The organism is Herbidospora cretacea (assembly GCF_001570605.1).
GTDB lineage: Bacteria > Actinomycetota > Actinomycetes > Streptosporangiales > Streptosporangiaceae > Herbidospora > Herbidospora cretacea.
The window spans coordinates 123,606-149,978 of the sequence record NZ_BBXG01000001.1 but is presented as its reverse complement, the minus strand read 5'-3'; the positions used below and the strand labels follow the sequence as shown (position 1 = coordinate 149,978).

At 71.9% G+C, this 26,373-nt stretch carries 27 protein-coding genes; 14 read left to right on the top strand and 13 right to left on the bottom strand.

The genetic code is table 11. The annotated features are described in order from the left end of the window. Positions 1 to 18 precede the first annotated feature (18 nt). Positions 19 to 2,130 (top strand): SF1B family DNA helicase RecD2, encoded by a 2,112-nt coding sequence (gene recD2 / locus AW270_RS00630; RefSeq protein ID WP_061289061.1) that lies wholly within the window; start codon positions 19 to 21, stop codon positions 2,128 to 2,130. A gap of 33 nt (positions 2,131 to 2,163) precedes the next feature. On the opposite strand, the gene AW270_RS00625 is transcribed toward recD2, so the two are convergent. Next, positions 2,164 to 3,645, bottom strand: coding sequence for a TLP1 C-terminal extension domain-containing protein (locus AW270_RS00625; RefSeq protein ID WP_061289060.1), 1,482 nt, complete (start codon positions 3,643 to 3,645; stop codon positions 2,164 to 2,166). 24 nt (positions 3,646 to 3,669) lie between these two features. Then, entirely contained in the window at positions 3,670 to 4,083 is a 414-nt protein-coding gene (locus AW270_RS00620; RefSeq protein ID WP_061289057.1) for a multicopper oxidase domain-containing protein, read from the bottom strand. Positions 4,084 to 4,288: 205 nt separating this feature from the next. Between AW270_RS00620 and AW270_RS00615 the strand changes: the two genes are divergently transcribed. After that, entirely contained in the window at positions 4,289 to 4,909 is a 621-nt protein-coding gene (locus AW270_RS00615) for a TetR/AcrR family transcriptional regulator (RefSeq protein WP_061289055.1), read from the top strand. On the opposite strand, the gene AW270_RS00610 is transcribed toward AW270_RS00615, so the two are convergent. Further along, positions 4,888 to 5,694, bottom strand: coding sequence for an aldo/keto reductase (locus AW270_RS00610; RefSeq protein ID WP_061289052.1), 807 nt, complete (start codon positions 5,692 to 5,694; stop codon positions 4,888 to 4,890). The genes AW270_RS00615 and AW270_RS00610 overlap by 22 nt on opposite strands. Beyond that, positions 5,691 to 6,038 (bottom strand): MmcQ/YjbR family DNA-binding protein, encoded by a 348-nt coding sequence (locus AW270_RS00605; RefSeq protein WP_061289048.1) that lies wholly within the window; start codon positions 6,036 to 6,038, stop codon positions 5,691 to 5,693. The genes AW270_RS00610 and AW270_RS00605 overlap by 4 nt, the downstream gene beginning before the upstream one ends. 164 nt (positions 6,039 to 6,202) lie before the next feature. Here AW270_RS00605 and AW270_RS00600 point away from each other — a divergent pair, with 164 nt between their 5' ends. From AW270_RS00600 to AW270_RS00590, 3 genes are all read left to right on the top strand, one after another. Then, positions 6,203 to 6,946 carry a lytic polysaccharide monooxygenase gene (locus AW270_RS00600; protein WP_061289045.1) on the top strand — a complete coding sequence of 248 codons (744 nt, stop codon included), beginning with the start codon at positions 6,203 to 6,205 and terminating at the stop codon, positions 6,944 to 6,946. Between the two features lie 68 nt (positions 6,947 to 7,014). Further along, on the top strand, positions 7,015 to 7,542 hold the full coding sequence (locus tag AW270_RS00595) for a DUF305 domain-containing protein (RefSeq protein WP_063819042.1): 528 nt from the start codon (positions 7,015 to 7,017) through the stop codon (positions 7,540 to 7,542). Between the two features lie 35 nt (positions 7,543 to 7,577). Continuing rightward, on the top strand, positions 7,578 to 8,900 hold the full coding sequence (locus AW270_RS00590; RefSeq protein WP_061289037.1) for a phytase: 1,323 nt from the start codon (positions 7,578 to 7,580) through the stop codon (positions 8,898 to 8,900). A gap of 12 nt (positions 8,901 to 8,912) precedes the next feature. Here AW270_RS00590 and AW270_RS00585 read toward each other — a convergent pair whose 3' ends face one another. From AW270_RS00585 to AW270_RS00575, 3 genes are all read right to left on the bottom strand, one after another. Next, complete coding sequence (locus tag AW270_RS00585) at positions 8,913 to 10,196, bottom strand: VanZ family protein (protein WP_061289030.1); 1,284 nt, start codon at positions 10,194 to 10,196, stop codon at positions 8,913 to 8,915. Positions 10,197 to 10,282: 86 nt separating this feature from the next. After that, positions 10,283 to 10,903, bottom strand: coding sequence for a fasciclin domain-containing protein (locus AW270_RS00580; RefSeq protein WP_061289023.1), 621 nt, complete (start codon positions 10,901 to 10,903; stop codon positions 10,283 to 10,285). A gap of 22 nt (positions 10,904 to 10,925) precedes the next feature. Beyond that, the gene (locus AW270_RS00575) at positions 10,926 to 12,482 is read right to left on the bottom strand and encodes a molybdopterin-dependent oxidoreductase (RefSeq protein WP_218009042.1); all 1,557 of its coding nucleotides are present in this window, start codon (positions 12,480 to 12,482) and stop codon (positions 10,926 to 10,928) included. Positions 12,483 to 12,603: 121 nt separating this feature from the next. Here AW270_RS00575 and AW270_RS00570 point away from each other — a divergent pair, with 121 nt between their 5' ends. Genes AW270_RS00570 through AW270_RS39975 form a run of 3 tightly spaced genes read left to right on the top strand, consistent with a single transcriptional unit; the run spans position 12,604 to position 17,738 of the window. Further along, positions 12,604 to 14,034 (top strand): MFS transporter, encoded by a 1,431-nt coding sequence (locus AW270_RS00570; protein WP_245674509.1) that lies wholly within the window; start codon positions 12,604 to 12,606, stop codon positions 14,032 to 14,034. 21 nt (positions 14,035 to 14,055) lie between these two features. Continuing rightward, positions 14,056 to 15,933, top strand: coding sequence for a WD40 repeat domain-containing serine/threonine protein kinase (locus tag AW270_RS00565; RefSeq protein WP_061289012.1), 1,878 nt, complete (start codon positions 14,056 to 14,058; stop codon positions 15,931 to 15,933). After that, the gene (locus AW270_RS39975; RefSeq protein WP_061289010.1) at positions 15,933 to 17,738 is read left to right on the top strand and encodes a serine/threonine-protein kinase; all 1,806 of its coding nucleotides are present in this window, start codon (positions 15,933 to 15,935) and stop codon (positions 17,736 to 17,738) included. The genes AW270_RS00565 and AW270_RS39975 overlap by 1 nt, the downstream gene beginning before the upstream one ends. On the opposite strand, the gene AW270_RS00555 is transcribed toward AW270_RS39975, so the two are convergent. Beyond that, positions 17,735 to 18,139 carry a hypothetical protein gene (locus tag AW270_RS00555; protein ID WP_061289007.1) on the bottom strand — a complete coding sequence of 135 codons (405 nt, stop codon included), beginning with the start codon at positions 18,137 to 18,139 and terminating at the stop codon, positions 17,735 to 17,737. The two genes, AW270_RS39975 and AW270_RS00555, sit on opposite strands and share 4 nt — an antisense overlap. Before the next feature lie 51 nt (positions 18,140 to 18,190). On the opposite strand from AW270_RS00555, the gene AW270_RS00550 reads away from it, so the two are divergent. The 3 genes from AW270_RS00550 (at position 18,191) to AW270_RS00540 (ending at position 20,553) form a co-directional block, all read left to right on the top strand. Then, positions 18,191 to 18,874, top strand: a complete 684-nt coding sequence (locus AW270_RS00550; protein WP_061289005.1) for a response regulator transcription factor — start codon at positions 18,191 to 18,193, stop codon at positions 18,872 to 18,874. Beyond that, positions 18,871 to 20,127, top strand: coding sequence for a sensor histidine kinase (locus AW270_RS00545; RefSeq protein WP_061289002.1), 1,257 nt, complete (start codon positions 18,871 to 18,873; stop codon positions 20,125 to 20,127). Before AW270_RS00550 ends, AW270_RS00545 begins: the two co-directional genes overlap by 4 nt. Before the next feature lie 75 nt (positions 20,128 to 20,202). Next, the gene (locus AW270_RS00540; RefSeq protein ID WP_061288998.1) at positions 20,203 to 20,553 is read left to right on the top strand and encodes a PepSY domain-containing protein; all 351 of its coding nucleotides are present in this window, start codon (positions 20,203 to 20,205) and stop codon (positions 20,551 to 20,553) included. 100 nt (positions 20,554 to 20,653) lie between these two features. Here the strand turns inward: AW270_RS00540 and AW270_RS00535 are convergent, their stop codons facing one another. Next, a complete protein-coding gene (locus AW270_RS00535) occupies positions 20,654 to 21,457 on the bottom strand; it encodes an SAM-dependent methyltransferase (protein ID WP_061288995.1) in 804 nt (267 codons plus the stop codon). Positions 21,458 to 21,560: 103 nt separating this feature from the next. On the opposite strand from AW270_RS00535, the gene AW270_RS00530 reads away from it, so the two are divergent. The 3 genes from AW270_RS00530 to AW270_RS00520 are packed head-to-tail and all read left to right on the top strand — an operon-like array spanning position 21,561 to position 23,408. Beyond that, the gene (locus AW270_RS00530) at positions 21,561 to 22,088 is read left to right on the top strand and encodes a hypothetical protein (protein WP_061290088.1); all 528 of its coding nucleotides are present in this window, start codon (positions 21,561 to 21,563) and stop codon (positions 22,086 to 22,088) included. Positions 22,089 to 22,119: 31 nt separating this feature from the next. Next, on the top strand, positions 22,120 to 22,647 hold the full coding sequence (locus AW270_RS00525) for an RNA polymerase sigma factor (RefSeq protein ID WP_245674508.1): 528 nt from the start codon (positions 22,120 to 22,122) through the stop codon (positions 22,645 to 22,647). Then, positions 22,644 to 23,408: a hypothetical protein gene (locus tag AW270_RS00520; RefSeq protein WP_061288992.1), complete on the top strand. Its 765-nt coding sequence runs from the start codon at positions 22,644 to 22,646 to the stop codon at positions 23,406 to 23,408. The genes AW270_RS00525 and AW270_RS00520 overlap by 4 nt, the downstream gene beginning before the upstream one ends. Before the next feature lie 12 nt (positions 23,409 to 23,420). Here AW270_RS00520 and AW270_RS00515 read toward each other — a convergent pair whose 3' ends face one another. Genes AW270_RS00515 through AW270_RS42015 form a run of 4 tightly spaced genes read right to left on the bottom strand, consistent with a single transcriptional unit; the run spans position 23,421 to position 26,357 of the window. Further along, on the bottom strand, positions 23,421 to 24,026 hold the full coding sequence (locus AW270_RS00515) for an MBL fold metallo-hydrolase (RefSeq protein WP_061288987.1): 606 nt from the start codon (positions 24,024 to 24,026) through the stop codon (positions 23,421 to 23,423). Further along, positions 24,023 to 25,111, bottom strand: coding sequence for an S-(hydroxymethyl)mycothiol dehydrogenase (locus AW270_RS00510; RefSeq protein ID WP_061288984.1), 1,089 nt, complete (start codon positions 25,109 to 25,111; stop codon positions 24,023 to 24,025). Before AW270_RS00510 ends, AW270_RS00515 begins: the two co-directional genes overlap by 4 nt. 53 nt (positions 25,112 to 25,164) lie before the next feature. Continuing rightward, positions 25,165 to 26,250: an RNA-guided endonuclease InsQ/TnpB family protein gene (locus tag AW270_RS37180; protein WP_369408969.1), complete on the bottom strand. Its 1,086-nt coding sequence runs from the start codon at positions 26,248 to 26,250 to the stop codon at positions 25,165 to 25,167. After that, the gene (locus tag AW270_RS42015) at positions 26,196 to 26,357 is read right to left on the bottom strand and encodes a helix-turn-helix domain-containing protein (protein WP_218009041.1); all 162 of its coding nucleotides are present in this window, start codon (positions 26,355 to 26,357) and stop codon (positions 26,196 to 26,198) included. The genes AW270_RS37180 and AW270_RS42015 overlap by 55 nt, the downstream gene beginning before the upstream one ends. Between the last annotated feature and the right edge of the window lie 16 nt (positions 26,358 to 26,373).

Genomic DNA, 26,373 nt, shown 5'->3' with positions numbered 1-26,373 from the left:
GCTCCTAGAGTTGCGCCCGTGGAGGCGACGGTCGAGCGGCTGGTGTTCGTCCGCGACGACGAATACACGGTCGCGCGGATGAGCGACGGCGGCGGCGGTTTCGTCGCCGCCGGTCGCGCGCTGGCGGGGATCCAGCCCGGCGAGACCCTCAGGCTCACCGGCGGCTGGTCGGAACATCCCCGCCACGGCCGCAGGTTCGCGGTGGAGGCGTGCGAGCGGGTGACCCCGGCGACGATCCCGGCCATCCAGGCCTACCTGGGGTCGGGGCTGATCCGGGGCATCGGCCCCCGCCTGGCGGCGGCCATCGTCGGGCACTTCGGCGCGGACACCCTGACCGTGATCGACGCCGAGCCCGACCGGCTGACCGAGGTGACCAACATCGGCCCGCAGCGGCGGGCCCAGATCGTCGAGGCCTGGCTCGACCAGAAGGCGGTCGCCGCCCTCATGGTCACGTTGCAGGGCTTCGGCGTCTCCCCGCTGCTGGCGGCCAAGATCTACCAGGCGTTCGGGAGCGACGCCGAAGAGGTCGTCACCACCGATCCCTACCGGCTCATCGGCCGGGTGCGCGGCATCGGGTTCGGCGTGGCCGACCGCATCGCCCTCAGATCCGGCGTGCCCGAACGCAGCCCGCAGCGGGTCAAGGCCGCGATCCTCGACCGGCTCGAATCCGCCGCCGCGCGCGGCGGCCACTGCTATCTGGCGATGCCCGCCGTGCTGGCCCAGACGGCCGAGCTCATCGACCAGGACCCCGAGCTGGTCCGCTCGATGGTCGACGCCCTGACCGCCGAGCGCCGCGTGGTGGTCGAGGCCGGGGAGCAGCCCGGCAGGGTCGTCGTCTACGAGAAGGAGCTGCACAGCCGCGAGGTCGCGCTGGCCGGTCACCTCCAGCGCCTGATGTCGGCCCGCTCGACGATGCCGATGCGCCACTACGACGAGGACGCCTCGCTCCACGACGACCAGCGGGCGGCGGTGACCCTGGCGCTGACCTGCCCGGTGACCGTGCTCACGGGCGGCCCCGGCTGCGGCAAGAGCCACACCGTGCGGTCGATCGCCCGCGCCGTCCGGGCGATGGGCGGCACCGTCACGCTGGCCGCGCCGACCGGGAAGGCAGCCAAACGCCTGTCGGAGCTGACCGGGCTGCCGGCGATGACCGTCCACCGCCTGCTGATGGCGCCCGACGACGACGGCACCACCCTGTTCGCGGAGGCCCCGGCCAGGGCCGACCTGGTCGTGGTCGACGAGGCGTCGATGCTCGATCTCCACCTGGCGGTCCGGCTGACCGCCGCGATCCCCGACGGCAGCCACCTGCTGCTGGTGGGCGACACCGACCAGCTCCCCTCGATCGGGCCGGGCAACGTGCTGGGCGACGTGCTGAAGGTGCCCGACGTCCCCCGCGTGCGGCTCACGAAGGTGTTCCGGCAGTCCGAGGGCAGCGGGATCGTCCGGGCGGCCCATCTCATCAGGGGCGGCGACCTGCCCGAGCTGCCGGGGCGGGGCGGGTTCTGGTTCGAGGAGGCGGGCGACCCCGAGCTGGTCGCCGACCGGGTGGTCGAGCTGGCGACCGAGGGGATCCCGCGCAAGCAGGGCGTGCCGCCCGACCAGGTGCAGGTGCTCTGCCCGATGCGGCGCGGGGTGACCGGGACGGTCGAGATCGGGCGGCTGCTCCAGGAGCGGCGCAATCCCGCGCGCGAGGGCGTGGCCGAGTTCTGGTCGGGCCCCGAGGTGTTCCGGGTCGGCGACCGGGTCATGCCGGTGCGCAACAACTACGACAAGGGCGTCTTCAACGGCGAGACCGGCACGATCACGGCCCTCGACCTGCCCGGCCGCACGGCGGCGTTCCGGGTCGACGACGGCCGCGAGGTCGAATACGGCCTCGACGAGCTCGACGACCTCACCCACGCCTACGCGATCAGCGTCCACCGCGCCCAGGGCAGCGAATACCCGTTCGTGGTCGCGCCCCTGGTGGCCGAGTCGGGCGGCGTCATGCTGCGCCGCCGCCTGCTCTACACCCTCGTCACCCGGGCCCGTTCGTGGGTCGTGCTGGTGGGCCACCGTGAGGCGCTGGAGCAGGCGGTCCGGCAGCTCGGGGTGGCGCGCAACACGGGCCTGGCCCGGCGGCTGAGCGTCTGATCGGCCCTGGACGCCGGGGTCCCGATCCCGGGGTCAGCCCGCCGTCACCCTGTTGCCGGTGGCCGACGACCGGGCCTCGACCCGGCGGCCGACGGGTTCGCCGGTGGTCAGCAGGTCGGGGTCGGCCGTGGCGGCGAACCGGCGGCCCTCGTCGAGGCGGGCGAGCACGATGCCGGTCCGGCGGCCGTCCCGGCTGAATCTGATCGTGTACGTCTCGATCGTGGCCGGGCCGTCGGCCTCCGTGGCGGTCTCGACCCGGGGCCAGGCGTCGACCTGGCTCTGGAGGTCCGACTGTTCGCGCCAGGGGGCGGGGGTGGTGGCGTACAGGCCGACGGAGTATTTGGTCAGCAGGCCGCCGTTGGCGCCGACCAGAGCCAGGTCGCCGGGACGGCTCCGGCAGAAGGCCATGGCCTCGGCGATGGCGTGGAGCGAATAGTCGTTGCCCGGCCCGCCGAAGAACGGCAGCCCGCCGGTCAGCGTGAGGGGGCAGGTCAGCGGCACGGCGTCGGTGATGTTGGAGACGGCGATCGGGAAGCAGCTGTAGAGGTCGGCGGCGGCGACGTCGCCGGGGGTGACGCCCGCCTGGGCGAGCGCGTCGGTGACGGCCAGGATCGCGGCGGGGCTGCGGCTGAGGTCGGGCCGGGCGAGGATGTCCTGCTCACGGACGTCGGCGTGGCCGTGGAGGTGCACCCACGTGTCTTCGGGAACGCCGAGTTCGCGCGCCTTCTCCTGCGACATGAGCAGGACCGCCGCCGCCTGGTTGACCTTCTCCCTGGCGACGACGTAGCGGGTGTAGGGGTCGGCGATCACGCGGTTCCGGGGCGAGACCGTGACGAGCTCCCCGGCGGTCCGCTCGGTGGGGGCGGCGGCGTGCGGATTGCGGGCCGCCACCTTGGTGAAGGGCGCGAAGAGGGCGCCCATGCCGTGGGCGTAGTCGTCGCGGGTCTGCCCGAGGCGGGCGCGGCGGGCGTTCTCGAACAGGGCATATTGGGCGGCAGCGCTGGTCAGGCCGTGCCGGGCGAGTTCGAGGTCGATCAGTCCGTCGAGCCCGTGGCCTCGGTCTTCGAGACTCCCCTGGACGCTCTCCGTGAAGTCCGGCCTATCCGGATTTTTCACCAGATGCGCGATGGTGGAGATGGCCTCCGCCCCGACCACCAGGGCGACCTGCGACTCCCCCGCCGCGATCGACGCGGCCAGTTCGGTGACCAGACGCTGCGGCGACTGCCCGCCGGTGACGTCGAGGATCGCCCGCCTGGGGTTCGCGCCGATACGGGTGGCGACCGAGCGGGGGAAGTTGTCCGACCTCCCCAGCGGCGCGACGGAGTAGGGGGTGGAGATCTCGAACTGGCGCACCGCGGCGACGGTGTCGATCGCGCGCGGGTCGACGCCCTCGACGGCCTGGAGGGCAGCGGCGACGGCGAGGCCCACCGGGGACATTGCGCGGTAGGCGGCGTCGCCGATGCGCTCGGAGAACTGGCCGGCCCCGACGAGGACGGGAGTACGTGGATCATGCATCGGTCCGAACGTACCAACAGGGCGTCAGGAGACCACCTGCCAGGGGCGCATCATCTCGTTGTCCTCGTGCTCCAGCATGTGGCAGTGCTGGATGTACGTCGCGGGAAGCGCGCTGCCGGTGGGCAGGTCGAAGCGCAGCACGATCCGGGTGACCATGCCCGGCTGCGCCACCGTCGTGTCCAGCCGGCCCCGCTCCTGCTCCTCGGGCGCGACCACCTCTCCCCGCAGGTAGCGCTCCAGGACCGGTTTGGCCGCCGGGCGGATCGGGCGGGACGCCCGGGACCTCGCGCCGGAGGGTCCGGAGGGTGACGTCGACCGCCGGCTGGAGCAGGTCGCGCCGCCGAGGGGGCCCAGGACGTGGAGACCGGTGACGGCCACCCCCGTGCCCAGCGCGATCTGGCCGAACCGCCTTCTGGTCAGCTTCACGGAATCCCCCATAGCGTGATGATTCAACTACTTCCCGCAACTATGGGGCGCAACCCGCTCCCACCGCCTGACGTCACTCGTGACCAGCGGAATCGTCAAATTGACTGAAACGCCGTTCATCTCACCGCCCGGACCCCTCGGCGACGGCCGCCCGCGAAGCCGCTTCGGCCGGACGCCCCGGAGCTAGCCTGCTGACCTTGTGAGCAGCGACCCCGGTATGCCCGTTCCGGGACCCGGCCGTCCGCGGGACGCCGAGGTCGACCGGAAGGCCCTCAGAGCCGCACTGGCCCTGTACGCCGAACTGGGCTGGGCGAAGTTCACGCTCGACGCGGTCGCCCGCCGGGCGGGCATCGGCAAGGCCGCGCTCTACCGGCGCTGGCCCACCCGCGAGCGGCTGATCGCCGACGCCATCGAGTCGGCCCTGGTCGTGCCGTCGTTCGACATCGACACCGGCACGCTCCGGCAGGACCTGCGGGAACTGACCGGCGCGATGCTGTCGCACTATCTGGGGCCCTACGGCCTGGCCGGGCTGCGGCTGATCGTCGAGGCCCGGGCCTATCCGGAGCTGTTCTCCCCGGTGACCGGGGTGATCCGCCGGTCGCGGGTGCTGGAGGCGCGGGCGATCATCCGGCGGGCGAGCGCCCGGGGCGAGTTGGGCCCCGACGCCTCCCCCACGCTCATCCTCGACACGCTGCTCGGGGCGGTCCTCCAGCACGTGATGGCGACGCCGGAGGAGCTCCGCGAGGAGATGCGGATCCAGGCTCCGGCGTACGCCGACCGGCTCATCGAGTTCGTGCTGACCGCCGCGATCGCGCTCTATCCGCCGGCCACGGACTGAAGCCGGTCGAACTGGTCGCCCGTCAGCGTCAGGCCGGTCGCGGCCAGGTTCTCCTTGAGATGGACCTCTGAGGTCGTGCCGGGGATGGGCAGGATGTTCGGCGCGCGGCGCAGCAGCCAGGCCAGCGACACCTGCGCCCTCGTCGCGCCGAGCTCGGCGGCGATCCCGTCGACCACGGGGTGGGCCGCCGCGATCGGGTAGAAGGGCACGAAGGCGATGCCCAGCTCGGCGGTCCGGTCGAGCACCGGCTCATGGGTGCGGTCCCCCAGGTTGTACGCGTTCTGCACCGCCGCGATCCCGGTGACGCGCAGCGCGGCGTCGAGCTGTTCGACGCTCACCTCGGAGAGCCCGATGGCCCCGATCTTGCCCGCGTCACGCAACTCGACGAGCGCGCCGAGCTGGTCTTCCAGCGCCACCAGGGGATCGACGCGGTGGAGGTAGAACAGCGGGATGTGGTCGGCGCGCAGCCGCCGCAGGCTGAGCTCGGCCTGCTGCTTCAGGTAGGCGGGATTCCCCACGGGCACCCATTCGCCCGGCGACGGCCGGGTCTCCCCGGCCTTGGACGCGATCATCAGCCCGTCGGGATAGGGGTGCAGCGCCTCGGCGATGAGGGTCTCGTTGTCGCCCAGGGCGTACACGTCGGCGGTGTCGATGAGCGGCACGCCGAGGTCGGCCACCGTTCTGAGCAGCCGGATCGCCGCCGGGCGGTCGGCCGGGCCGTGCCAGATGTCCGCGTCGGCGAGGCGCATCGCGCCGAAGCCGATCGTGCCGGTCGGGACGGTCATGAGAGTTCTCCCAGGTGCTCGCGGACGACCTTCTTCGGGACGCACATGCGCCAGGCGTCCACCACCAGCTCCTCCATCTGCGCGGGGTCGAGGCGGTCGAGGCGGCACTCCACCCATTGGTAGCGCATGTCGACCGGCCCCGGCAGGAAGAACGTCTCGGGCTGGGCCGCGACCAGGGCCGCCCGCTCCTCCTTCGGGTAGCCGAACCCCATCGTGGTCTCGTCGCGGGAGAACGCGACGTAGACGATGCGCCCCACCCGGAACTTGACCCGGTCGCGGATGAGGTGCTCGGTGGTGCGGGGCAGGGGCAGCGCGACCCGGCGCACGTCGTCGACGTCGACCATCGGAATCCTCCTTGAACGCGGCCGTCGGGAGCACCGTATCTGGGTGTACCGACAACTACCTGACGCTGTTGACCAAGGCCCTGACAGGAGGCCCCATACGCCATTTACTCTTAAGAAACTTTCTTTTACATTGCCAGGAAGCCCCCCAGGAAGGAGAGCTTCACATGAGAAAAACGATCTTGTCGATCGGCACGGCGCTGGCCGCCGTGGCATCGACGTTGGTCGTCCTCACCGCCCCCGCCAGCGCGCACGGCTACATCTCCTCGCCGCCCAGCCGGCAGGCGAACTGCGCCCAGGGCCGGGTGGCCAACTGCGGCCCGATCGTCTACGAGCCCCAGTCGGTCGAGGGCGCCAAGGGCCAGAAGAACTGTCACGGCGGTCTCTCCCAGTTCGCGCAGCTCAGCGATGAGAGCAAGCCGTGGCCGGCCACGTCGGTCGGTCAGAATGTGACGTTCAACTGGGTCCTGACCGCCCGCCACTCGACCAGCACGTGGGAGTACTTCATCGGCAACACCCGGGTCGCCGTCTTCAACGACGGCGGACGCCAGCCGGGCGCCACGGTCTCCCACAACGTGAACCTCGGCGGCTTCTCCGGACGTCAGCGCCTGCTGGCCGTCTGGAACATCGCCGACACCCCGATGGCCTTCTACAGCTGCGTCGACCTCCAGATCGGCGGTGGCGGCGGCAACCCGCAGCCGACCCCGACGCCGACCGTGACCCCCCGTCCGCCGTCGCCGACGCCCACCGTCACCCCGCCCCCGGCGGGCGGCACGTGGCGCACCGGCACCTACTACGCCACCGGCTCCACCGTGACCTACGGCGGCGCCACCTACCGCTGCCTCCAGGCGCACACCTCGCTCGCCGGCTGGGAGCCGCCGAACGTGCCCGCGCTGTGGTCGCGCGTGTAGCCGTCTGAAGACCGCCGGCACGGCGCAGTCCGCGCGCCGTGCCGGCTCCGACCAACAATGAGGGAGCCATGAAGCGTCTGGCAATCGTCCTCGCCCTAGTGGCGGGCTGTTCCGCGCCGCCCCCGCCGGCGTTCAACGCGGCCGACGTGATGTTCCTGCAGATGATGATCCCGCACCACGAGCAGGGCATCGAGATGGCGAAGATCGCGGAGGCCCGGTCGGCCCGCCCCGAGGTGAAGGCGCTGGCGTCGGCGATCCGCGCCACCCAGTCGGACGAGGCGAAGACCATGACGACCCGCCTGACCGGCTGGGACCAGCCGATGGACGCGCCCCCCGGCTCCCACGACGCCCACGGCGGCCTGCACGAGACCCGCGCCTCCGACATCCTGTCGCTGAACGACGTCCCGGCCGACCAGTTCGACACGAACTTCCTGAACCTCCTCACCGGCCACCAGCACAACGCCGTCGACATGGCCCGCACCGAGATGAAGACGGGCCGGGACACCGCCACGAAGGACCTGGCCGGACACATCGAGGAGTCGCGCGAGGCCCAGATCAAGGAGATGCTCCGGCTCCTGTCGGCACCACAGCGTTAACCCGCTGGTCAGATTGATCGGGCACCCTCACCCCCGTGACACGCACCCCCAGAGCCGCGCTGGCGGTAGGCGTCCTCGCCACCGTCCTGCTCTCCGCCGCCCCCGCCCAGGCCGAGGGCCCCAAGGTCGTGACGACCGACAACGAGACCCCCGTCCTCTACGACGACCAGCGTGGAGGGAACGCCTCCGGCGACGACCCGGCGATCTGGGTCCACCCCCGCGACTCCCGCAAGTCCGTCGTCATCGTGACGGCCAAGGAGGGCGGCCTGCGCGTCTACGACCTGCGCTCCCGCGAACTCCAGTCGCTGAAGGCCACCAAGGCCCCCCGCCGCGACGGCGCGGAGGGACGCTACAACAACGTCGACATCGCCTACGGCGTGCGCCTGGGAGGCCGCGAGGTCGACGTGGCCGTCGTCTCCGACCGCTACAACGACCAGATCCGCTTCTTCGCCATCGATCCGGCGGGCTCGGCGGCGCCCAAGCCGCTCCGCGAGGTGACCGCCCCCGACCAGAGGTTCCTGTTCAGCAAGGACCGCGACGCGGTCGACGAGGAGCACACCGCCTACGGCCTGGCCGTCTGGCAGCCCAGGCCCGGCGTGTCCTACGCCGTCGTCACCCAGGAGGGCGCGACCACCCTCGCCACCGCCCGGATCGTCGAGAAGAACGGCCGCCTGGGCTACACCGACATCCGCCGGCAGACCATGCCGGCGACCTTCCCCCTCCCGGACGGGACGACGTGGAAGCCGTGCGAGGAGCCCGGCGTCCTCCCCCACTTCGAGGGCCTGGCCGTCGACCAGCGCTCCGGTGTCCTGTACGCCGCCCAGGAGGACGTCGGCCTGTGGCGTCTCCCGCTGCCGCTGGGCTCGTCGAAGCCGACCCTGGTCGACAAGGTGAAGGACTTCGGCGTCGAGGACACCTACGACGAGGAGACCGAGGAGTGCGAGCCGGTCGACCCCAAGGCCACCGGCTTCGGCGGCGACCAGTTGACCGCTGACGCGGAGGGCGTCGACGTCTACTACGCGGGCGGCTCGTCAGGGTATGTGATCGTGTCCAGCCAGGGCGACGACACGTTCGCGGTGTACGACCGGCAGGGCGCGAACAAGGCGCTGGGGACGTTCCGGATCAAGGGCGTCAAGGGCGTGGACGACGTCAACGGCTCCGACGGCCTGACGGTGACGAACCGGCCCGTCGGGAAGTACACGAAGGGCCTCCTGGTGACCCACGACGAGCCCGACACGGGACGGAACGTGAACGAGAAGCGCGACGCGACCAACTTCTCGTACGTGTCGTGGGGGGACGTGGCGCGCGCGCTGAAGCTCAAGGTCGACACGGGCCGGGGCAACGACCCGCGTTTCTGACGGACGCCCGCTTCACGACCGGGCGTCGATGGCCGGCGCCCAGTCCACCCTCCGGCCATCGGCCGTCGTCAGGATGCCCCTGATCCGCCACACCGGAATCAGATAACCGCTCTCCTCGTCGAACTCGTGGTCGATCTCGACCGAGCGCACCACCGCCACACCGCTGGCGGGACCGTCGCCGAGGTCCTGGGCGATGTCGATGGCCGACCTCGGCGACCTCGTCTCCACCCGCTCGACGACCCTCATGGGGATCCGGCCGTCCTGAACGGCGGCCAGGTCCCCGTCGCCGTCGAGGGTGACGTGCACCCGGCCCCAGAGCTGTTCCACGGAGCTCTCGAAGGTGACCGTCATCCGATCGGAGACGGGGTCGGCCCGTGCCTCGACGAAGGTGAGCGTCCCGATGTCGACGCCCATGACGGCCAGGTGGCGCGCCGCCCGGTCCTCGGCCGTCCGCTCGATCATGGCCACCGCCGGACCGGCGGTGGAGCCGGGGTCGGTCAGGTAGCTCCAGGTGTTCCAGCGGTGCACCGCGAGCCGTGTCAGCCGTCCGTCCGAGCAGACCAGGTCTCCGCTCTGGTCCTCGCAGTTCAGCGGCTCCTCAAGATGGGCGCGTAAACGGGCCATGGTCTGCTCCTGGGATTCCGCGTCCGAGTGGCGGTAGAGCACAGCCGTCGACCCACGCGACGAGATCCCCTCCGGGACCCGCACCGCGGACGCCCGGATGCTCCAGTAGTGCACCGAGCCAGGGGTGTCGATCACGTACACCGCCGCCATCGGCGCGACCACCACCACGACAGAAAGAGCCGCCGACCGGACGCTCCGCCGGCGAACGAGGAGGACGAGCGCCGCGCCCAGGACAGCCCCTGCCGTGTTGGCCAGAACATCGTCGAGGTCCGCCTGCCGTCCGGTGAGGTACTGCACGCCTTCCGTCATCACGGACACCACCAGACCGGCCGCGAAGACCACGCGAAGCCGGCCGAAGCGTTCGGGGAACACGATCGGCAGCAGAACGCCGATCGGGACGGTCAGCAGGATGTTCAGGAGCACCTGGGTCAGCGGGGGTGCGCTGACGACGCCGTGTTCGAGCGCCACCCTCAGGTGCCTCAGCGGCTCCAGGTTCAGGTGGTGGCCGGTCTCGCCCCCGTAGGGCATCACCTGGGTGACCAGGACGAAGGTCACCGCGGCGCCGGTCAGCAGGAAGTCCGCGAAGCGGCGGCGTACCGCGAAGAAGACCACCGTGGAGACGACCACGGCAACGATCAGGATCAGCGGCGCCACGACCACGAAATGGTTCACCGCATCGACATCTCTGTGGTCGGCACGAGCCTGAGCCTGCCACACACGGACCGGCCCGGCCGACCACAGAGCCGCTACTCGCAGGACTACATCGGCATGAGGACCTTGTCGATGATGTAGACGGTCGCGTTGCCGGTCTGGACGCCCCCGCACACCACCTTCGCCTCGTTGACCGAGAGGTCCTCACCCGTTCCCGTCACGGCGAGGGTGCCGCCCTGAAGGGTGGCGGGCGTGGCGCCGGGGAGGGCCGGGGGCGCCAGGCGGCCCTGCACCACGTGATACGTGAGGATCTTGGTCAGCGTCTCCTTGTCGGCCAGGACCTTGTCGAGCTGGTCCTTCGGGATGGCGGCGAACGCGTCGTCGGTGGGCGCGAACACGGTGATGTCCTTGGCGCTGTTGAGGGTGTCGACCAGGCCGGCCTTCTTCACCGCGGTCACGAGCGTCGAGAGGACCGGGTTGTTGGAGGCCGCCGTGGCGACCGGGTCGTCGGCCATCCCCGTGAAGCTGCCCTCGCCGTCGGTGGGCACCGCCGAGCAGGCCGGGCCGAAGGGGGCCGCGACCGGCTGGGCGGCGGCCGGGGCCAACGCGGGGGGTGAGGCAGGCACGTTCGCCGGGCTCTCGGCGGCCGTGCCGGCGGTTCCGGCTCCGCAGGCCGACGTCGCGGCGATGGCTGCGGTGGCCAGGGCGAGCTGGAACGTCTTCTTCATCGGATCCTCTTTCCGGTACGGGTCACGGGACCGTGACCACGATTGAGTGATCGCCGGTGGCGCCGTCCGGGAAGGGCGGCACACGGACCGTCTGCTGGGTTCGGCCCGTGCCGTCGGTGGCGCGGACCTCCAGGCGGTGGGTGCCGGGCGTGGCCTGCCACGTCCACACCCACTGACGCCAGGTGTCGATGCCGGGCACGTCGGCCAGGCGGGCGGGCGACCAGGGGCCGTCGTCGGCGCGGACCTCGACGGCGGCGACGCCCCGTCGTTGCGCCCACGCCACACCGGCGACCTGGACGGGCCCGGCCGGCACCCTGGCCAGCGGGGCGGGCACGTCGATGCGCGACATCGTCTTGACCGGTCCGTCGGCCGCCCAGCCCCGGCGGACCCAGTAGGCCTGTTCGGCGGCGAACGTGGTGAGTCTCAGGTCGACGACCCATTTGGTGGCGGAGGCGTAGCCGTACAGGCCGGGGACGACCATGCGGGCCGGGAAGCCGTGTTCGGCGGGGAGGACCTCGCCGTTCATCGCCACGGCCAGGAGTGCGTCGCGGCCGTCCATGACGGCAGCGAGTGGGGTGCCGCAGGTGAAGCCGTCGGCGGAGACGCTGAGGAGCTGGTCGGCGCCCCGTCGCACGCCCGCTTCCCGGAGCAGGTTCAGCAGGGGTGCGCCCAGCCATCGCGCGTGGCCCGCGTAGGGGCCGCCCACCTCGTTGGAGACACAGGTCAGGGTGATGTCACGTTCGACGAGTGGGCGGGCGAGCAGGTCTTCGAGGGTGATCTCCATGGGGCGGTCGACCATGCCGGTGATCCGCAGCGTCCATTCGCGGGGGTCGATCCTCGGCACGACCAAGGCGGTGTCGACCCGGTAGAAGTCGTGGTTCGGCGTGGTGAAGGGGGCGAGCCCAGGAATCCGCAGGTCGGCACCTTGGGGCAACGGCTTCGCCGGCGACGCCGGCCGGGGCAGGCGGAACGTCGCCGCCACCGCACGCCCGGACCCGGCCAGACGACCTGCCACTCCCCCGACGGCAGCGACCACGAGCAACCCCAGCGACCCCGCGAGGAAAATCCGCCGCCCCGCCGAACGCCGCGCTTCAGGTGCGGAACGGGTCAGCACCTCCGGCAACAAGCCCGGCGGAAAGACCCTCTGCCGCGCGCGCCCGCCTCGGCACGCCAGGGCCGTCAAGAGCGCGGCCGCTCCGGCCAGACCGGAGACGACTGAGGGAACCACGTCCAGCGGGCCCGCCGCAGGGCGACCGGCCGCCACTGTCGCGGCGGCCGTCGAGGCGCATCCGATGGAGGCGACGGCGATCAGGGGCCACCGCGCGGATGCCCGGCCGACGAAGACGGCGACCACGGCGACCACCACGACCACGCAGCCGAGCAGGACGGCCTTGTCGTGCACGCCGAACGTCCGGATGGCGAAGTCCTTCAGGGCCGCCGGGGCGGTGTCGACGACCGCTCCGCCGACCGCGACCAGCGGCGAGGCCGAGGGCCGGACCACCAGGGCGGCCAGTTCGCCCACGCCCAGCGCCACCGCCGCGGCGAGCAGACCGCGTGCCGAGTCCCCGTCGAATCTCACGCCGGGTCTTCGGGGCCGCTCACCTTCCGGATTGGCCTGACTTCACAGATCGTCATCACCCAATGACAAAGTGTGCGCGCGCCATCACATCGGCCCAGCTCAAGCAGGGTAGGCATGGCGGGTGGCCACATGTTCCCGGCCCGGCGTCGTGCTGGCCATCTGCTGTGTGAGCGTGTTCATCGTCGGCATGGACAGCAGCATCCTCAACGTCGCCCTGCCCTCGATCAAGCGGGACTTCGGCGCGAGCATCTCCGGTGCGCAGTGGACCCTCGACGCCTACACGCTCACCCTCGCCTCGTTCCTGATGCTGTCGGCCTCGACCGCCGACCGGATCGGGCGGCGCAAGGTGTTCCAGACGGGGCTCGTGGTCTTCACCTTCGGGTCGCTGCTGTGCAGCCTCGCTCCCAGTCTTGAGGCCCTGACCGTGTTCCGGGCGATCCAGGCCGTGGGGGGCAGCATGCTGAACCCGGTCGCCATGTCGATCATCACCAACACGTTCACCGAACCGCGGGAGAGGGCCAGGGCCATCGGGGTCTGGGGCGGGATGGTGGGGGTCAGCGTCGCGGCGGGGCCGCTCATCGGGGGTGCGCTGGTCGAGTTCGTCGACTGGCGGGCGGTGTTCTGGGTCAACATTCCCATCGGGATCGCGGCGTTCGTGCTCGCGAAACTGCACGTTCCGGAGTCGCGGGCGCCGCAGCCGAGGAAGTTCGACCCGGCCGGGCAGATCCTCGTCATCGCGGCGGTGTTCCTGCTGACGTTCGGCATCATCGAGGCGCCGAACGCCGGCTGGGGGGCGCCGCAGACCGTGTTGTCGCTGGTCGCCTCGGTGGTCTGTCTCTGCGTCCTCGTCGTGGTCGAGCTGCGGAAGCAGGAGCCGCTGATCGACGTGAGGTTCTTCCGGTCGCCGCCGTTCTCGGGGGCCACCGCGATCGCGCTGCTCATGTACACCGCCCAGGGCGGGTTCCTGATCGTGAACACCCTGTACCTGCAGGCCGTGCTGGGGTTCTCGCCGTTGGAGGCGGGGCTCTCCATCCTGCCGATGCCGGCGATGCAGGCGCTGTTCGGGCCGATCTCCGGGCGGGTGGTCGGCCGCTACGGGCCCCGGCCGTCCTTGGCGATCGGCAGTGCCGGGAGCGTCTGCGCGGGGTTGCTGGCCGCCGTCCCGGCCGAGCTTCCGCTCGGGCTCCGCATGTACGTCTGCTACGCCCTCATGGGGTTCGGGCTCGGCTGGATGAACGCCGCGATCACCACGACCGCCGTGTCGGGGATGCCCAACGCGCAGGCGGGGGTGGCCGCCAGCATCGTGTCGACGATGCGGCAGACGGGGGTGACGCTCGGGGTGGCGGTCATCGGGAGCGTCATCGCCATGCACACCACCGTGCTGGCGCCGGGGCCCGGGTTCACCGCCGCCTACCGGATCAGCTGGTCGATCATCGTGCTGTGCGGGCTGCTGGTGATGACGATCGGGCTGGTCACGACCGGGCGGTGGGCGCAGCGGGCGGTCTACCGGCACGTCCACAAGCATCCGCTGGAGAAGATGTGGCATCCGTAGATATGCGCACATAATGTCTCCATGGCGCGCGCCGTTCCGCTCGGGCCCGACGATCCCACCGTCGTCGGCGAATATCGGATCACCGCCAGGTTCGACGAGCCCGGACCGGAGGACGCCTATCTGGCCACCGATCCGCAGGGCACGCCGGTCGTCGTCCGGCTGCTGGCCGCCGTCGCGGAGCCCGAGCGGGTCACCGCCGCCGTGGGGCCGCTCAAGGGGGTGCCCGCCTTCTGCGTCGCCCAGGTCCTCGGCAGCGGCACGCTCGGCGATCGGCCCTACGTGGTCTCCGAACACGTGGACGGCCCGACGTTGGCGGAAGCCGTACAGGAAAGCGGGGTTCTGAGCGGGGCGGCGCTGCACCGGCTCGCGGTGGGGACCATGAGCGCGGTCGTCGCCATCCACCAGGCCGGGGTGCTGCACGGCGACATCCGGCCGGGGACGGTCGCGCTGGGGCCAGACGGCCCGCGGATGTCGGATTTCGGGCTGAACGAGGCGCTGCGCACCTCCGAGACCACCGCCACGCGGCACGTGGGGAAACCGGCCTACCGGGCGCCCGAGGAGTTCTCGGACGCGCGGGCGGGGCCTCCCGCCGACGTCTTCGCGTGGGCGGCCACGATGGTGTTCGCGGCCACCGGACGCGACCCGTTCGCCGGCGACTCGGTGGCGGCGACGGTCAACCGGGTGCTGCACGACCCGGCCGATCTCAGCGTGATCGACGTGGAGCTGCGGAGCGTGCTGGCGCGCTGCCTGGCCAAGGATCCCGCCGATCGGCTGGTCGCCAGTGACGTCCTGTTACGGCTCATCGGTGAGGAGTCGCTGTTCCAGGTCACCGGGCAGGCGTCCCGGCGGCGGAGGAGGGTCTCCTGGCGGGCCGGGGCGGCGTTCCTCGCGGGGGCGCTGGTCGCCGGGCCGGCCGTCTTCTTCGCCGTGCCGCCCCGGACCGAGGTGGTGCGCGTGCCGGTGGCTCCCCCTTCGGTCACCGCCGCGGCGACCGTCGCGGTGGAGCTCGACTCGGTGCCCGAGAAGACGACGGCGGTCAGGATCGACGGTGCGCCGGTCGTTTTGCGCGAGAGCGCCGACGACCCGGTGCGGATGAACGGCTATCTGCTGCTGGACGCCCCGTTCGCCTCCTATGTCCGGCGGGCCAACGGCACGGTGACGGAGGTCGGGCGCGGTGAGGAGCCCATGGTGTCGCCCGACGGGAAGCGGGTGGTGCTGAGCCCGTGGGTGAAGTACCTGCGCTCCGACTACGACTACGTCACGGTCCGCGACCTCAAGACGGGGGCCGAGTTCACCGTGAACACCGTGCGCAAACCCTTGCAGACCGTCGTGCCCAGCTGGTCGCGCGACGGGACGAGAATCGTGCTCTCCGTCGAGGACACCGAGGAGAAGCGCACGGTCGGGTTCGTCGTCGTCGACGTCGGCACGCGGGTGGCGAACTTCGTCAAGACCGAGTACACCGGCGGGACCGCCTACCCGTTCGGCTTCACCCCCGACGGGCAGGTCGCGCGCGGCTACTCCGACGGCCGGCATCGCGGGCTGGAGGTCTACGACACCCAGGGCATGCTGACCCGGACGCTCCACTGGGTGGGCGTGCCCCGGGACCGGAGCTGGTTCAGCCCGTCGGGCCGCAGCCTGGCGACGCTCTGCCCCAACTCCGACGACATCTGCGTCTGGGACATGAAATCCGGCGCCCGGCTGGCCACGGTGCCGACCCCGGACGACTCGTACTCGTACTGGCAGGGATGGTTCACCGACCGCCACTTCGTCGTGCGGGTGCCGACCAAGAAGGGCTACGAACTCCGGATCGTGGACCTGCTCGGCAACGTCGAGCGGGTGCTGGCGACGGTCGAGCAGAAGAAGGAGACGGTCTTCTTCCGCTTCGGCGCGCTCCCGTGATGATCGGCGGCCACCGGATCCTCGGGCAGCTCGGATCCGGCGGCCAGGGCGTCGTCTACCTGGGCGAATCGCCCTCCGGGGAGCGGGTGGCGGTCAAGGTGCTGCGCGGCGGCGACGTCGGGGCGTTCCTGGCCGAGTCGGACATGGTGCGCCGGGTGCGCACCTTCTGCACCGCCCAGGTGCTGGAGACCGGCGTGGCCGACGGGTCGCCCTACATCGTCAGCGAGTACGTCGACGGCCCCAGCCTGGCCGCCGCCCTCGCCGAGCGCGGACCTCTCAGGAACGCCGAGCTCGGCCGGCTCGCCATCGGGACGATGACGGCGCTGGCCGCCATCCACCGCGCCGGGGTGGTGCACCGCGACTTCAAACCGGCCAACGTGCTGCTCGGCCGCGACGGGCCACGGGTGATCGACTTCGGCATCGCCCAGCTCGGCGACGCGACCGCCTCCGAGGTCGTCGGCACGCCGCCCTACATGGCCCCCGAGCAGTTCCGGGGCGGCCCGTCGGGACCGCCCGCCAACCTGTTCGCGTGGGCGTCGACGATCGTCTGCGCGGCGACGGGCCGGCCGCCGTTCGGGACCGAGCCCGTTCCTGCCGTCGTCAACCGCATCCTCAACCGCGAGCCCGACCTGGGCGGACTCGACCTGGGCGGACTCGACGGAGACCTGCGCGAGCTGGTCGTGGCCTGCCTGGACAAGGACCCGGCGGCCCGGCCGACCGCACAGTCGGCGCTGATGCGCCTGCTCGGCGACCAGACGCGGCCGGAGACCACGAGCACGGAGATCACGGCCACGGAGGAGCTGCCCCGGCCGCGCCGATCCCGGAGATGGTGGCCGGCCGTCGCGGTCGCCCTCGCGGTGACCGTCACCGTCGCCGTGGTGGCGACCCGGCCCGGCCCCCCGGTCGCCCCGGCCCCGGCTCCGGTCGTGGTCCCGGTCGTGGCCAGGCCGATGGCCGCGACCTCCACCGTCGACGTCGAGATCGAGTCGCTGGGCGTCACGCTCCACGAGAACCCCGGCGACGGCCTCTGGGTCTCCTCCTACGAGGACTCGCGGGGCACCAGCGGCGGCTACGTCCGCGACCCCGCAACCGGGAGGTTCAGCTCCGTGGGAAACCTGGCCGACCCCCTGGTCTCCCCAGGCGGCCGGTTCGTCGCGGTCCTGTCGGCGGCCCGGCTGCTGGCGCCCGACGCCGACTTCGTCCGCGTCACCGACCGGCGGACCGGCGCGACCCGGGAGGTCGGGACGGTCCCCCGCCCCGCGCTGGGCCACCAGCCCGCCTGGTCGGCCGACGGGGCGCGGCTGCTGATGACCGTCCGGGGGGACGAGCCCGACAGCGCGGTCACCGGTTTCGTGCTGGTCGACCCGGTGGCGGTCACCGCGACCGTCCGGGACCTCTCGCTCCCCGGTCAGGAGGCGTTCCACTGGGGACCGGACAAGGACACCCTGGCCCGGGAGACCGGCGGCACCACCACCGTCTACACCCTGACCGGCGAGGTGGTCAGGGTCCTGAAGGACACCGGGGACCTGCACGCCACCCGCGACGACCGGCTGCTGACCGGCTGCGCGGACGGGCAGGTGTGCGTGCTCGACGCGGCGACCGGCGCGGAGCGGCGGCGCTTCGCGCTGGACGAGGGGCTGAACGTGGACGGCTGGCTCGACGACGACCACGTCCTGGCGAGCCGGCGGAGCGGGGACAGGTTCGAGGTCGTCCTGCTCGATCTCGACGGCGAGCAGGTCAGGGTCGTCGCCGACGGCCCGGACAAGGTGTTCGAGGACATGCGGCTCTACTGGACCGTCCGTTAGTCGTCGGTGCCGCGCACGACCGAGGCGACCGGGCCGGGGCAGCGGACGGTCACGGTGGCCGTCCGGTCGTCGGCCGACTCGAAGGTCACCGAGGCCGTGGCCGCCGGGCCCCGCTCGACGTCCTCGACGCTGTGGTTCTGGGCCGGGGTCCACGACAGCAGCACGGCCCGGCCGCCCGAGCAGGCGGCGGTCACCGAGCCCTCCTGGTAGGCGAAGCTGCCACCGGCCCGGAGGGTCACACCCGGCGGCGGCGGGGGCAGCGCCGAGGCGGTGACCAGCGCCTCCTCGACCTGGGCCACGGTGAGCACGTCGCCGGGCGCGACGAGCGAGACCGCCCAGACGCCCACCGACGTGGCGCAGGCCGCCGCCAGCAGCCAGCCCGCCAGTCCCGCTCCGCGCATCTTCCGCCTTTCTGAGGGAACGCAAGAGTCACTACCCAGAAAGGCGGCCAGGTGGCACACCTGCTTCTCGTGGAGGACGATCCCCAGGTCAGATCGGCCCTGATCCGGGCGCTGACCGGGCTGGGGCACGCCGTCAGCTCGGCGTCGCAGGGCATGGCCGGGCTGAGCCAGGCCCTGGAGGAGCGGCCTGACCTGGTCGTGCTCGACCTCGGGCTGCCCGACGTCGACGGGTGCGAGGTGCTGCGGATGCTCCGGGCGGTCAGCGCGATCCCGGTGATCGTGGCCACCGCCAGGGACGCCGAGCCGGAGATCGTCAAGGCGCTCGACGCGGGGGCCGACGACTACATCGTGAAGCCGTTCGGGGCCGCGCAGCTCGACGCGCGGGTGCGGGCGGTGCTGCGGCGCGGCCGGGAGCAGGCCGAGCCCGAGGTGATCGTCGTGGGCGGGCTGCGGGTGGAGCCGGCGGCGCGGGAGGCCTCGCTCGACGGGCGGCGGCTCGACCTGACGCCGAAGGAGTTCGACCTGCTGCACCACCTCGCCGCGCGGGCCGGGCAGGTGGTGCAGAAACGCGAACTGCTGGCCGAGATCTGGCGGATGGCCTACGGGGGCGGCGACAAGACGGTGGACGTGCACCTGTCGTGGCTGCGGCGCAAGCTCGGCGAGACAGCGCAGAACCCGCGTTACCTGCACGCGGTGCACGGGGTCGGCGTGAAGATCGTCGACCCGACCCGGTGAGGCGGCGGCTGGCCTCGCTGGCGCTGGCGACGACGTCGCTGGTGCTGGTGGCGTTCCTGGTCCCGCTGGCCGTGCTGGTCCAGGCGCTGGCCGCCGAGCGCGCCACCGGGGCGGCGGCCGCCTGGGCCGCCTCCGTCGCCGCGACGGCCGCGACCGGCGACCGCGAGGCGCTGGCCGCCGCCGTCGCGCAGGCCAGGGGCGCGGGCGTGCCGGTGACGGTGTTCCTGCCGGGCGACCGGTTCGTGGGCGAGCCCGCCGCGCGGGGGCCGGGCGTGCGGCTGGCCGAACTCGGCCGCAGCCTGACCGTCGACACGCCGCAGGGCCGGGAGGTGCTGGTCGCCGTGCAGGGCGACGGGACGTCGGTGGTCCGGGCGCTGGTCCCGCCCGATCGGCTGCGCGAGGGGGTGACCCGCACGTGGCTGGTGCTCGGCCTGATGGGGCTGGTCCTGCTGGCCGTGGGGGCGCTGGTCGCCGACCGGCTGGCCCGGTCGCTGATCGGCCCGGTGGCCGACGCGGCGGGCGTGGCGCGGCGGCTCGGCGGCGGCGACCTCGCCGCGCGGGTCACCCCGGGCGGCCCGCCGGAGATCCGGGACGTCGGCACGGCGCTCAACCAGCTCGCCGGGCGGATCGACGGCCTGCTGCGCCGCGAGCGGGAGTCCGTCGCCGACCTGTCCCACCGGCTGCGCACCCCGGTGACGGCGCTGCGCCTGGAGGTCGACGCGATGCGCGACCGCGAGGACGCCGCCCGCGTCGGGAGCGCCGTGGCCAGCGTCGAACGCATGGTCACCCAGGTCATCACCGAGGCCCGCCGCTCGGGCGCGGAACCCGGCCCGGCCTGCGACGCGGCCGAGGTGGTGGCCGAGCGGGTGGCGTTCTGGTCGGCTCTGGCCGACGACCAGAACCGCCCTCGTTCGGTACGGCTCTCGCCCGGCCCCCTCCCCGTCCCGGTCCGCGCCGAGGACCTGGCCGCGCTCGTCGACCTGCTGCTGGAGAACGTGTTCGCGCACACCCCCGAGGGCACCCCCTTCGCGGTCGAGCTCACCGGACGGCCCGGCGGCGCGCGGCTGACCGTCAGCGACGAAGGCCCCGGCTTCCCGGGCTCCGACCTGGTGGAACGGGGCGTCAGCGGGGCCGGTTCGACCGGGCTGGGGCTGGACATCGCCCGCCGGACCGCCGAGGGGTCGGGCGGGGCGCTGCGGGTGCGGAACGGGCCGGTGGGCGCGCAGGTGGTCGTGGACTTGGGAATTCGTTAGGAAACCGGCAGGGCCTCGATAGGCCCCGGTCTCCGATGGTGGAGGAGCAAGCACGGAACCACTTGAGGAGATGACATGCGCAGGAAGACTCTTATCGCCACCGGCGTCCTCGCCACCGCTCTGGCCGCCGGGGTGACCGGGGTCGGCATCGCGTCGGCCGACAGCGACGGCACGGACACCCCCGACAAGGCCCCCACGCGCCCGGCCGTGCTGATCGACGCCGCGCAGCGCACCGCCGTGGGCCAGGTCGCCGGCGGGTGGGTCGTCTCGTCCGACCTCGAGGGCGCCACGTGGGAGATCGAGGTCGCCGGGACCGACGGCACCGTCAAGGAGGTGTACGTCGACGCCGCCAAGGGCACGGTCGTGCAGGCCCCCGCGGACGACGACGCCAACGACACCGACGACGACGGCCAGGACGACGACTGACCGGCTTCCGGCCGTGGACCGTCTGACCTCAGGCGGGAGCCGTAACGGAGAATGAGGCTTCGAAGACGGCGGCCGGCCCGGTCCGGCCGCCGCTTCGGCGCTACGGCTTGCGGGCGACGCCGCCGTAGGAGTCGATGGAGCGCTCGTAGCCCGAGGGGTGCCACTCCGCCAGCGGGACCAGGCCCGGCTCGACGAACTCCAGGCCGTCGAAGACCGACTTGAGCTCCTCGACGCTGCGCAGGTAGTAGGGCACGCCGCCCGACTCGACCAGCTTGTCGGCCCCGTCGCCGATCTCGTCGCCCTCGGTGCTGTCCCAGAAGATCATGTAGCTGCCCGACGGGACGTGGGCCATGACGCGGTCGACGATCGACTTGAGCTCGTCGAGCTTCTCGACGTAGCCGAGGACGCCCATGAACATGACGCAGATCGGCTGGGTGAAGTCGAGGACGTTCTTCGCGTCGGCGACGATCAGCTCGGGGTCGTGGTAGTCGGCCTCGACGTAGGTCGTGACGCCCTGGGGGGTCGTGTTGACCAGCAGGGCGCGGGCGTGGACCAGGACCATGGGGTCGTTGTCGACGTAGACGATGCGCGCGTCGGGGTGGACCGACTGGGCGACCTCGTGGGTGTTCTGCATGGTCGGCAGGCCGGTGCCGATGTCGAGGAACTGCTTGACGCCGCCCTCCTCCGCGACCCAGCCGACGGTGCGGATGAGGAACTTCCGCGACTGCTTGGCCATCGTGACGATGTCGGGGTAGACCGACGCGACCGCGTCACCCGCCTGGCGGTCGGCCGCGTAGTTGTCCTTGCCGCCCATCCAGTAGTTCCAGATGCGCGCGGCGTGCGGCACGTTCGTGTTCAGTTTGGCCGCGTAGTCGGCCCGCGGGTTCGTTAAGTCGTCGGCCATATCGGCTCCCTGTACGGAAATGTTCCGGGACGTCAAGATCATACTTTTAGTGGCGAAGAGCGTTACAAGAGAACCACAAGTCGCTTCGGCCACGATGGGCGTCATGAGCGAGTTCGCCGATGTCCTCACCGGAGTCACCCCTGGCCGCCGGGGTCCCGGGCTGTTCGGGAAGATCATCCTGATCGTGCTGTGGCTGACCGTCAGCGTCATGCCCGTCTACTTCGCGGTGCCCGCGCTCCGGCTCGCCACCGGCCAGGTCGGCACCCCGGGGACGCTGACCGTGAAGTCGTGCGTCGCGCTCGGCCAGGGCCGGTACGACTGCAAGGGGACCTTCCGGCCCGACTCGGGCGGCCCGGCGATCGCGGTGGACGCCTCCCCCGACTCCGACGCGGGCGACGTCGAGCGGGCCCAGCTCACCCCCGAGGGCGACCGGGCCGAGCCGACCGGCGTGAAGGGCGTGCTGGCGGCGCTGGCCCTGGTCGGGGTGGGGCTCGGCGGGCTGGGCTATTTGCCCTACGTGATCCTCTACTGGCTGCGGCTGCCCGGCCGCCGGTTCGCCGCGATCGCCGGGGCGGTGCTCACCGCGGCGGGACTGCTGCTGGCCGTGGCCGGTGTCGGGGCGTCCCTGTAACTTCTCGGGAGATCCGGACATCTACCCGGTCGTGACGGCATTCGACGAGTTCTACCTGACCCATTACCCCGCGGTGATGGGCTACATCAGACGCCGCACGGCGTTACCCGACGACGCCGCCGACGCGATCGCGGAGACCTTCGCCACCGCCTGGCGCAGACGCGACGCGATCCCCGCCGAGGCCCGCCTGTGGCTGTTCGGCGTGGCCCGCCGAGTGCTGGCCAACCAGCGGCGCACCGACCACCGGCACACCGCCCTGGCCGGACGGCTGCGCGACGAGCTCGCCACCCGGCCGCAGCCAGAACCCGATGACGACACCGACGCCGTGCGCGCCGCGTTCACCCAGCTCAGCGACCTCGACCGCGAGGTCCTGTCGCTGGCGGGCTGGGAGGGGCTGACCACCGCCGAGATCGCGACGGTGCTCGGCTGCCCGCAGGGCGTGGCCCGGGTGCGTCTCCACCGCGCGCGCAAGCGCCTCGCCCGGCTGCTCGCCGCGGCCGACCTCGACCTGTCCCGGTACGGCTCCCGCGCCGCCTCCCTGGCGAAAGGACACTCATGAACGTCGACGAGATGGTGGCGCGGATCAACCCCGCCCGTGACGACGCCCCGATCACGCCCGGCGCGCTCGCGCTGCTGGAGGAGGTCAAGACACTCCCGTCACCGAGACGCCGCCGGACCCGGGTGGCCGTGCCTCTCGCGGCCGTCACGGCCGCGACGGTGACCTGGGCGGCCTGGCCGAGCCCGGCGGCCGCCCTCGACATCCACCGCGACGGCGACGCCTACGTGGTGACGGTGAACGACCTGACCGCCGACCCGGTGACCTACCGGAACCTGCTGCGCGGCGTCGGGCTGGAGGTCGAACTGCGGACCGTCCCCGCCCCGCCCAGCCTGGTCGGCACCGCGCTCCCCGGCGGCCCCGAACTCATCCAGGGGGTCGACTTCCTGTCGAAGGAGGGCGACTGCGTCCTGACCGACTGCATCGTCGGCCTGCGCATCAGGGTCGGCTACTCGGGCCCGATCGGCATCAGCCTCGGCCGGGAGGCCGCCGCCGGGGAACGCTACGCCATGCCGGGCCGGATCGACGCCCCCGGCGAGCCGCTGCACTGCGTCGACTTCCGCAGCCTGCGCTTCGGCGCGGTGAAGGCGCTGCTGGCGGAGAAGGGCGTCACGAACGTGACGGCCGCCGGCGGCGCCGCCGAGGACGACTGGTTCGTCCACGACGGCGTCATGTGGGCGGCCGACACGGCTCTGCTGCTGGCCGGTCCGTCCCCGGACGTGCCGGAGCACGCCGGCCCGGTGAACACCAGGGCCCTGTGCTGAGGACCGGCGTCCTCAGGCGGGGTGGCTCTCCGCCCCGATCGTCGTGTCGGGGCCGTGGCCCGTCTTCACCACGGTCTCCGGCGGCAGGGTCAGCAGCCTCTCCCTGATCGACGCCACGATCGTGTCGTAGTCGGAGAACGACCGGCCGGTCGCGCCCGGACCGCCCTGGAACAGGGTGTCGCCGGTGAAGACGACGCCCAGGCCGGGGGCGTGGAAGCAGCAGGCGCCGGGCGCGTGGCCCGGGGTGTGCAGGACCGTCAGCTCGGTGCCGCCGACCTCGATGCGCTGCCCGTCGGACAGTTCCCCGTCGGGGGCGCGGTCGGGATGGGTCAGCCGCCAGACCGGCAGGTCGTCGGGGTGGAGCAGGATCGGCGCGCCGGTCGCCTCGGCCAGCGCGGGTGCCTGGCGCACGTGGTCGTCGTGGGCGTGGGTGGCCAGGATGGCGGTCACCCGCCGGCCGCCGACGACCTTCAGGATCGCGTCGACGTCGTGGGGCGCGTCGAACACGACGCATTCGGTGTCGTCGCCGAGCACCCAGACGTTGTTGTCGACGTCGAAGGTCTGCCCGTCGAGGCTGAAGGTCCCCGACGTCACCGCGTGGTCGATCCGGGCGGTCACTTCCACACCACCACGGAGCGCAGCACCTCGCCGTGGTGCATCTTCTCGAACGCGGCCTCCACGCCGTCGAGCGGGATCGTCTCCGAGACGAACGCCGCCAGGTCGATGCGGCCCTGGAGGTGCAGGTCGATCAGCATCGGGAAGTCGCGGGAGGGCAGGCAGTCGCCGTACCACGACGACTTCAGCGCGCCGCCCCGCCCGAACACGTCGAGCAGCGGCAGCTCCAGCTTCATCTCCGGCGACGGCACGCCGACCAGCACGACCGTCCCGGCCAGGTCACGGGCGTAGAAGGCCTGCTCGTACGTCTTCGGGATGCCGACCGCGTCGATCACGACGTCGGCGCCGTGGCCGCCGGTGAGTTCGCGGATCGCCTCGACCGGGTCGGTGGCGGAGGAGTCGACCGTGTGCGTCGCGCCCAGGTTCTTCGCCCATTCGAGCTTGCGCCCGTCGATGTCGACCGCGATGACCTTGGCGGCCCCGGCCAGCCGGGCGCCCATGACCGACGCGATGCCGACCCCGCCGCAGCCGATGACGGCGACCGAGTCGCCCCGGCCGACGCCGCCGGTGTTCATGGCCGCGCCGAAGCCCGCCATGACGCCGCAGCCCAGCAGGCCCGCGACGGCCGCGCCGGCGGCCGGGTCGACCTTGGTGCACTGCCCGGCGGCGACGAGGGTCTTGTCGGCGAACGCGCCGATGCCCAGGGCCGGGGACAGCGGCGTCCCGTCGGCCAGGGTCATCTTCTGCGTGGCGTTGTGGGTGTTGAAGCAGTACCAGGGACGTCCCCGCAGGCAGGCCCGGCACTGCCCGCAGACGGCGCGCCAGTTCAGGATGACGAAGTCGCCCGGCGCGACCTCGGTGACCCCCTCGCCGACGGCCTCGACGATGCCGGCGGCCTCGTGGCCGAGCAGGAACGGGAAGTCGTCGTTGATCGCGCCCTCGCGGTAGTGGAGGTCGGTGTGGCAGACGCCGCACGCCTCCACCCGCACCAGCGCCTCACCCGGGCCCGGATCGGGCACCAAGATCGTCTCCAACGTCACCGGGGCGCCTTTGGCCCGGGCCACCACTCCGCGTACTTCGTGTGTCATAAGGCGATTTTGACATCCTCCCCCTCGGCTACCGAGCGGGATTCCGACTCGTCTCATGCCAGCGGCGGGACGAGTCGAGGTTCGCGGTTCACAGGCCCGGCATCCCGGTCGCCTCCCCGCGCATTCACCGCATGCCCTGCGGCGATGTCTCGGATGTTCCTGGTTGCGTTCACATCGGCGTTGCCGGTGAATCCGCAGGATCGGCATCGGAAGACGGCTTGGCTCTCGCGCGCCCTCCGATCCACGATTCCACATGCTGAACAACGCCGGCTGGTGAACGCGGGATCGACCTTTACGACCCGGCCTGGGGCTTTGTGCTCCAGCAGGGTGACGAGACCACCCCAGCCAGCGGCGAGAACAGCCCGATTGAGTCCAGCTTTCTGGCGGACGTTCTTCCCCGGCGCGTCCTTCGTCCCCCGCGCTGACCGGGTCATGTTCCGTATCTTCAAATTTTCGACGCCTATCACGTCGAAACGCTGCGCTAATTGAGTGCTCGTCTTCTCGACCCAGTCCTTTCTCCTGTCGGTCTCACGGGCCTTCAGCCTGGCAATAGCCGCCTTGACCGCGCAGCGGCGCTTCGACCTCCGCATCGCCCGCGCCAGTTTGCGGACCAGCCGCAGGAGCCGGGCTTTCTCAGAGTCCCGCAGCGCCGGGACGATGAGCAGTTCACCGGTGGACAACGCCGCGCTGACGGTCACTCCGCGATCTACACCGGCGACCTCACCGGTCCTCGGCGCGGCGATCGGTTGAGGAATGGCGGCGAAAGCGATGAACCAACGTCCGGCCCGGTCACGGGTGACGCGGAAGGACTTCACGCCATCGGGGACAGGTCTCGACCACCGAAAGCGGATCCAACCTGCTTTGGGAATCCTGACCTCGCCGACGTTGCGGGACAGACGCCGAATATCGGTCGCTTTGACCGCGATGATCCGGAAACCTTCATGCTTCCCGCGCTTGCGAAAACCCGGCCTTCCGTGAGTCCCGGCGACGAAGTTCGCCATGGCCTGGGCGAAATCCCTGAGCGACTGCTGCTGAACGACGACCGAACCGGCTCGCAGCCATGCGAATTCAGCTCGGGCCTCGGTCAGCTGACGGCACTGTTCGGCGAACCCTGGTGAGGATTTCCGGCCCGGTTCCAGAAACCGTGCTGCTCCACCGCGAGGTTCCAGACGAAACGCGCATGTCCGCAATACTCCAACAGAAGCGCCGCCTGAGCGGGCGTCGGCTGGATCCGATAGCGGGACACGGAGACAGATCGCCGG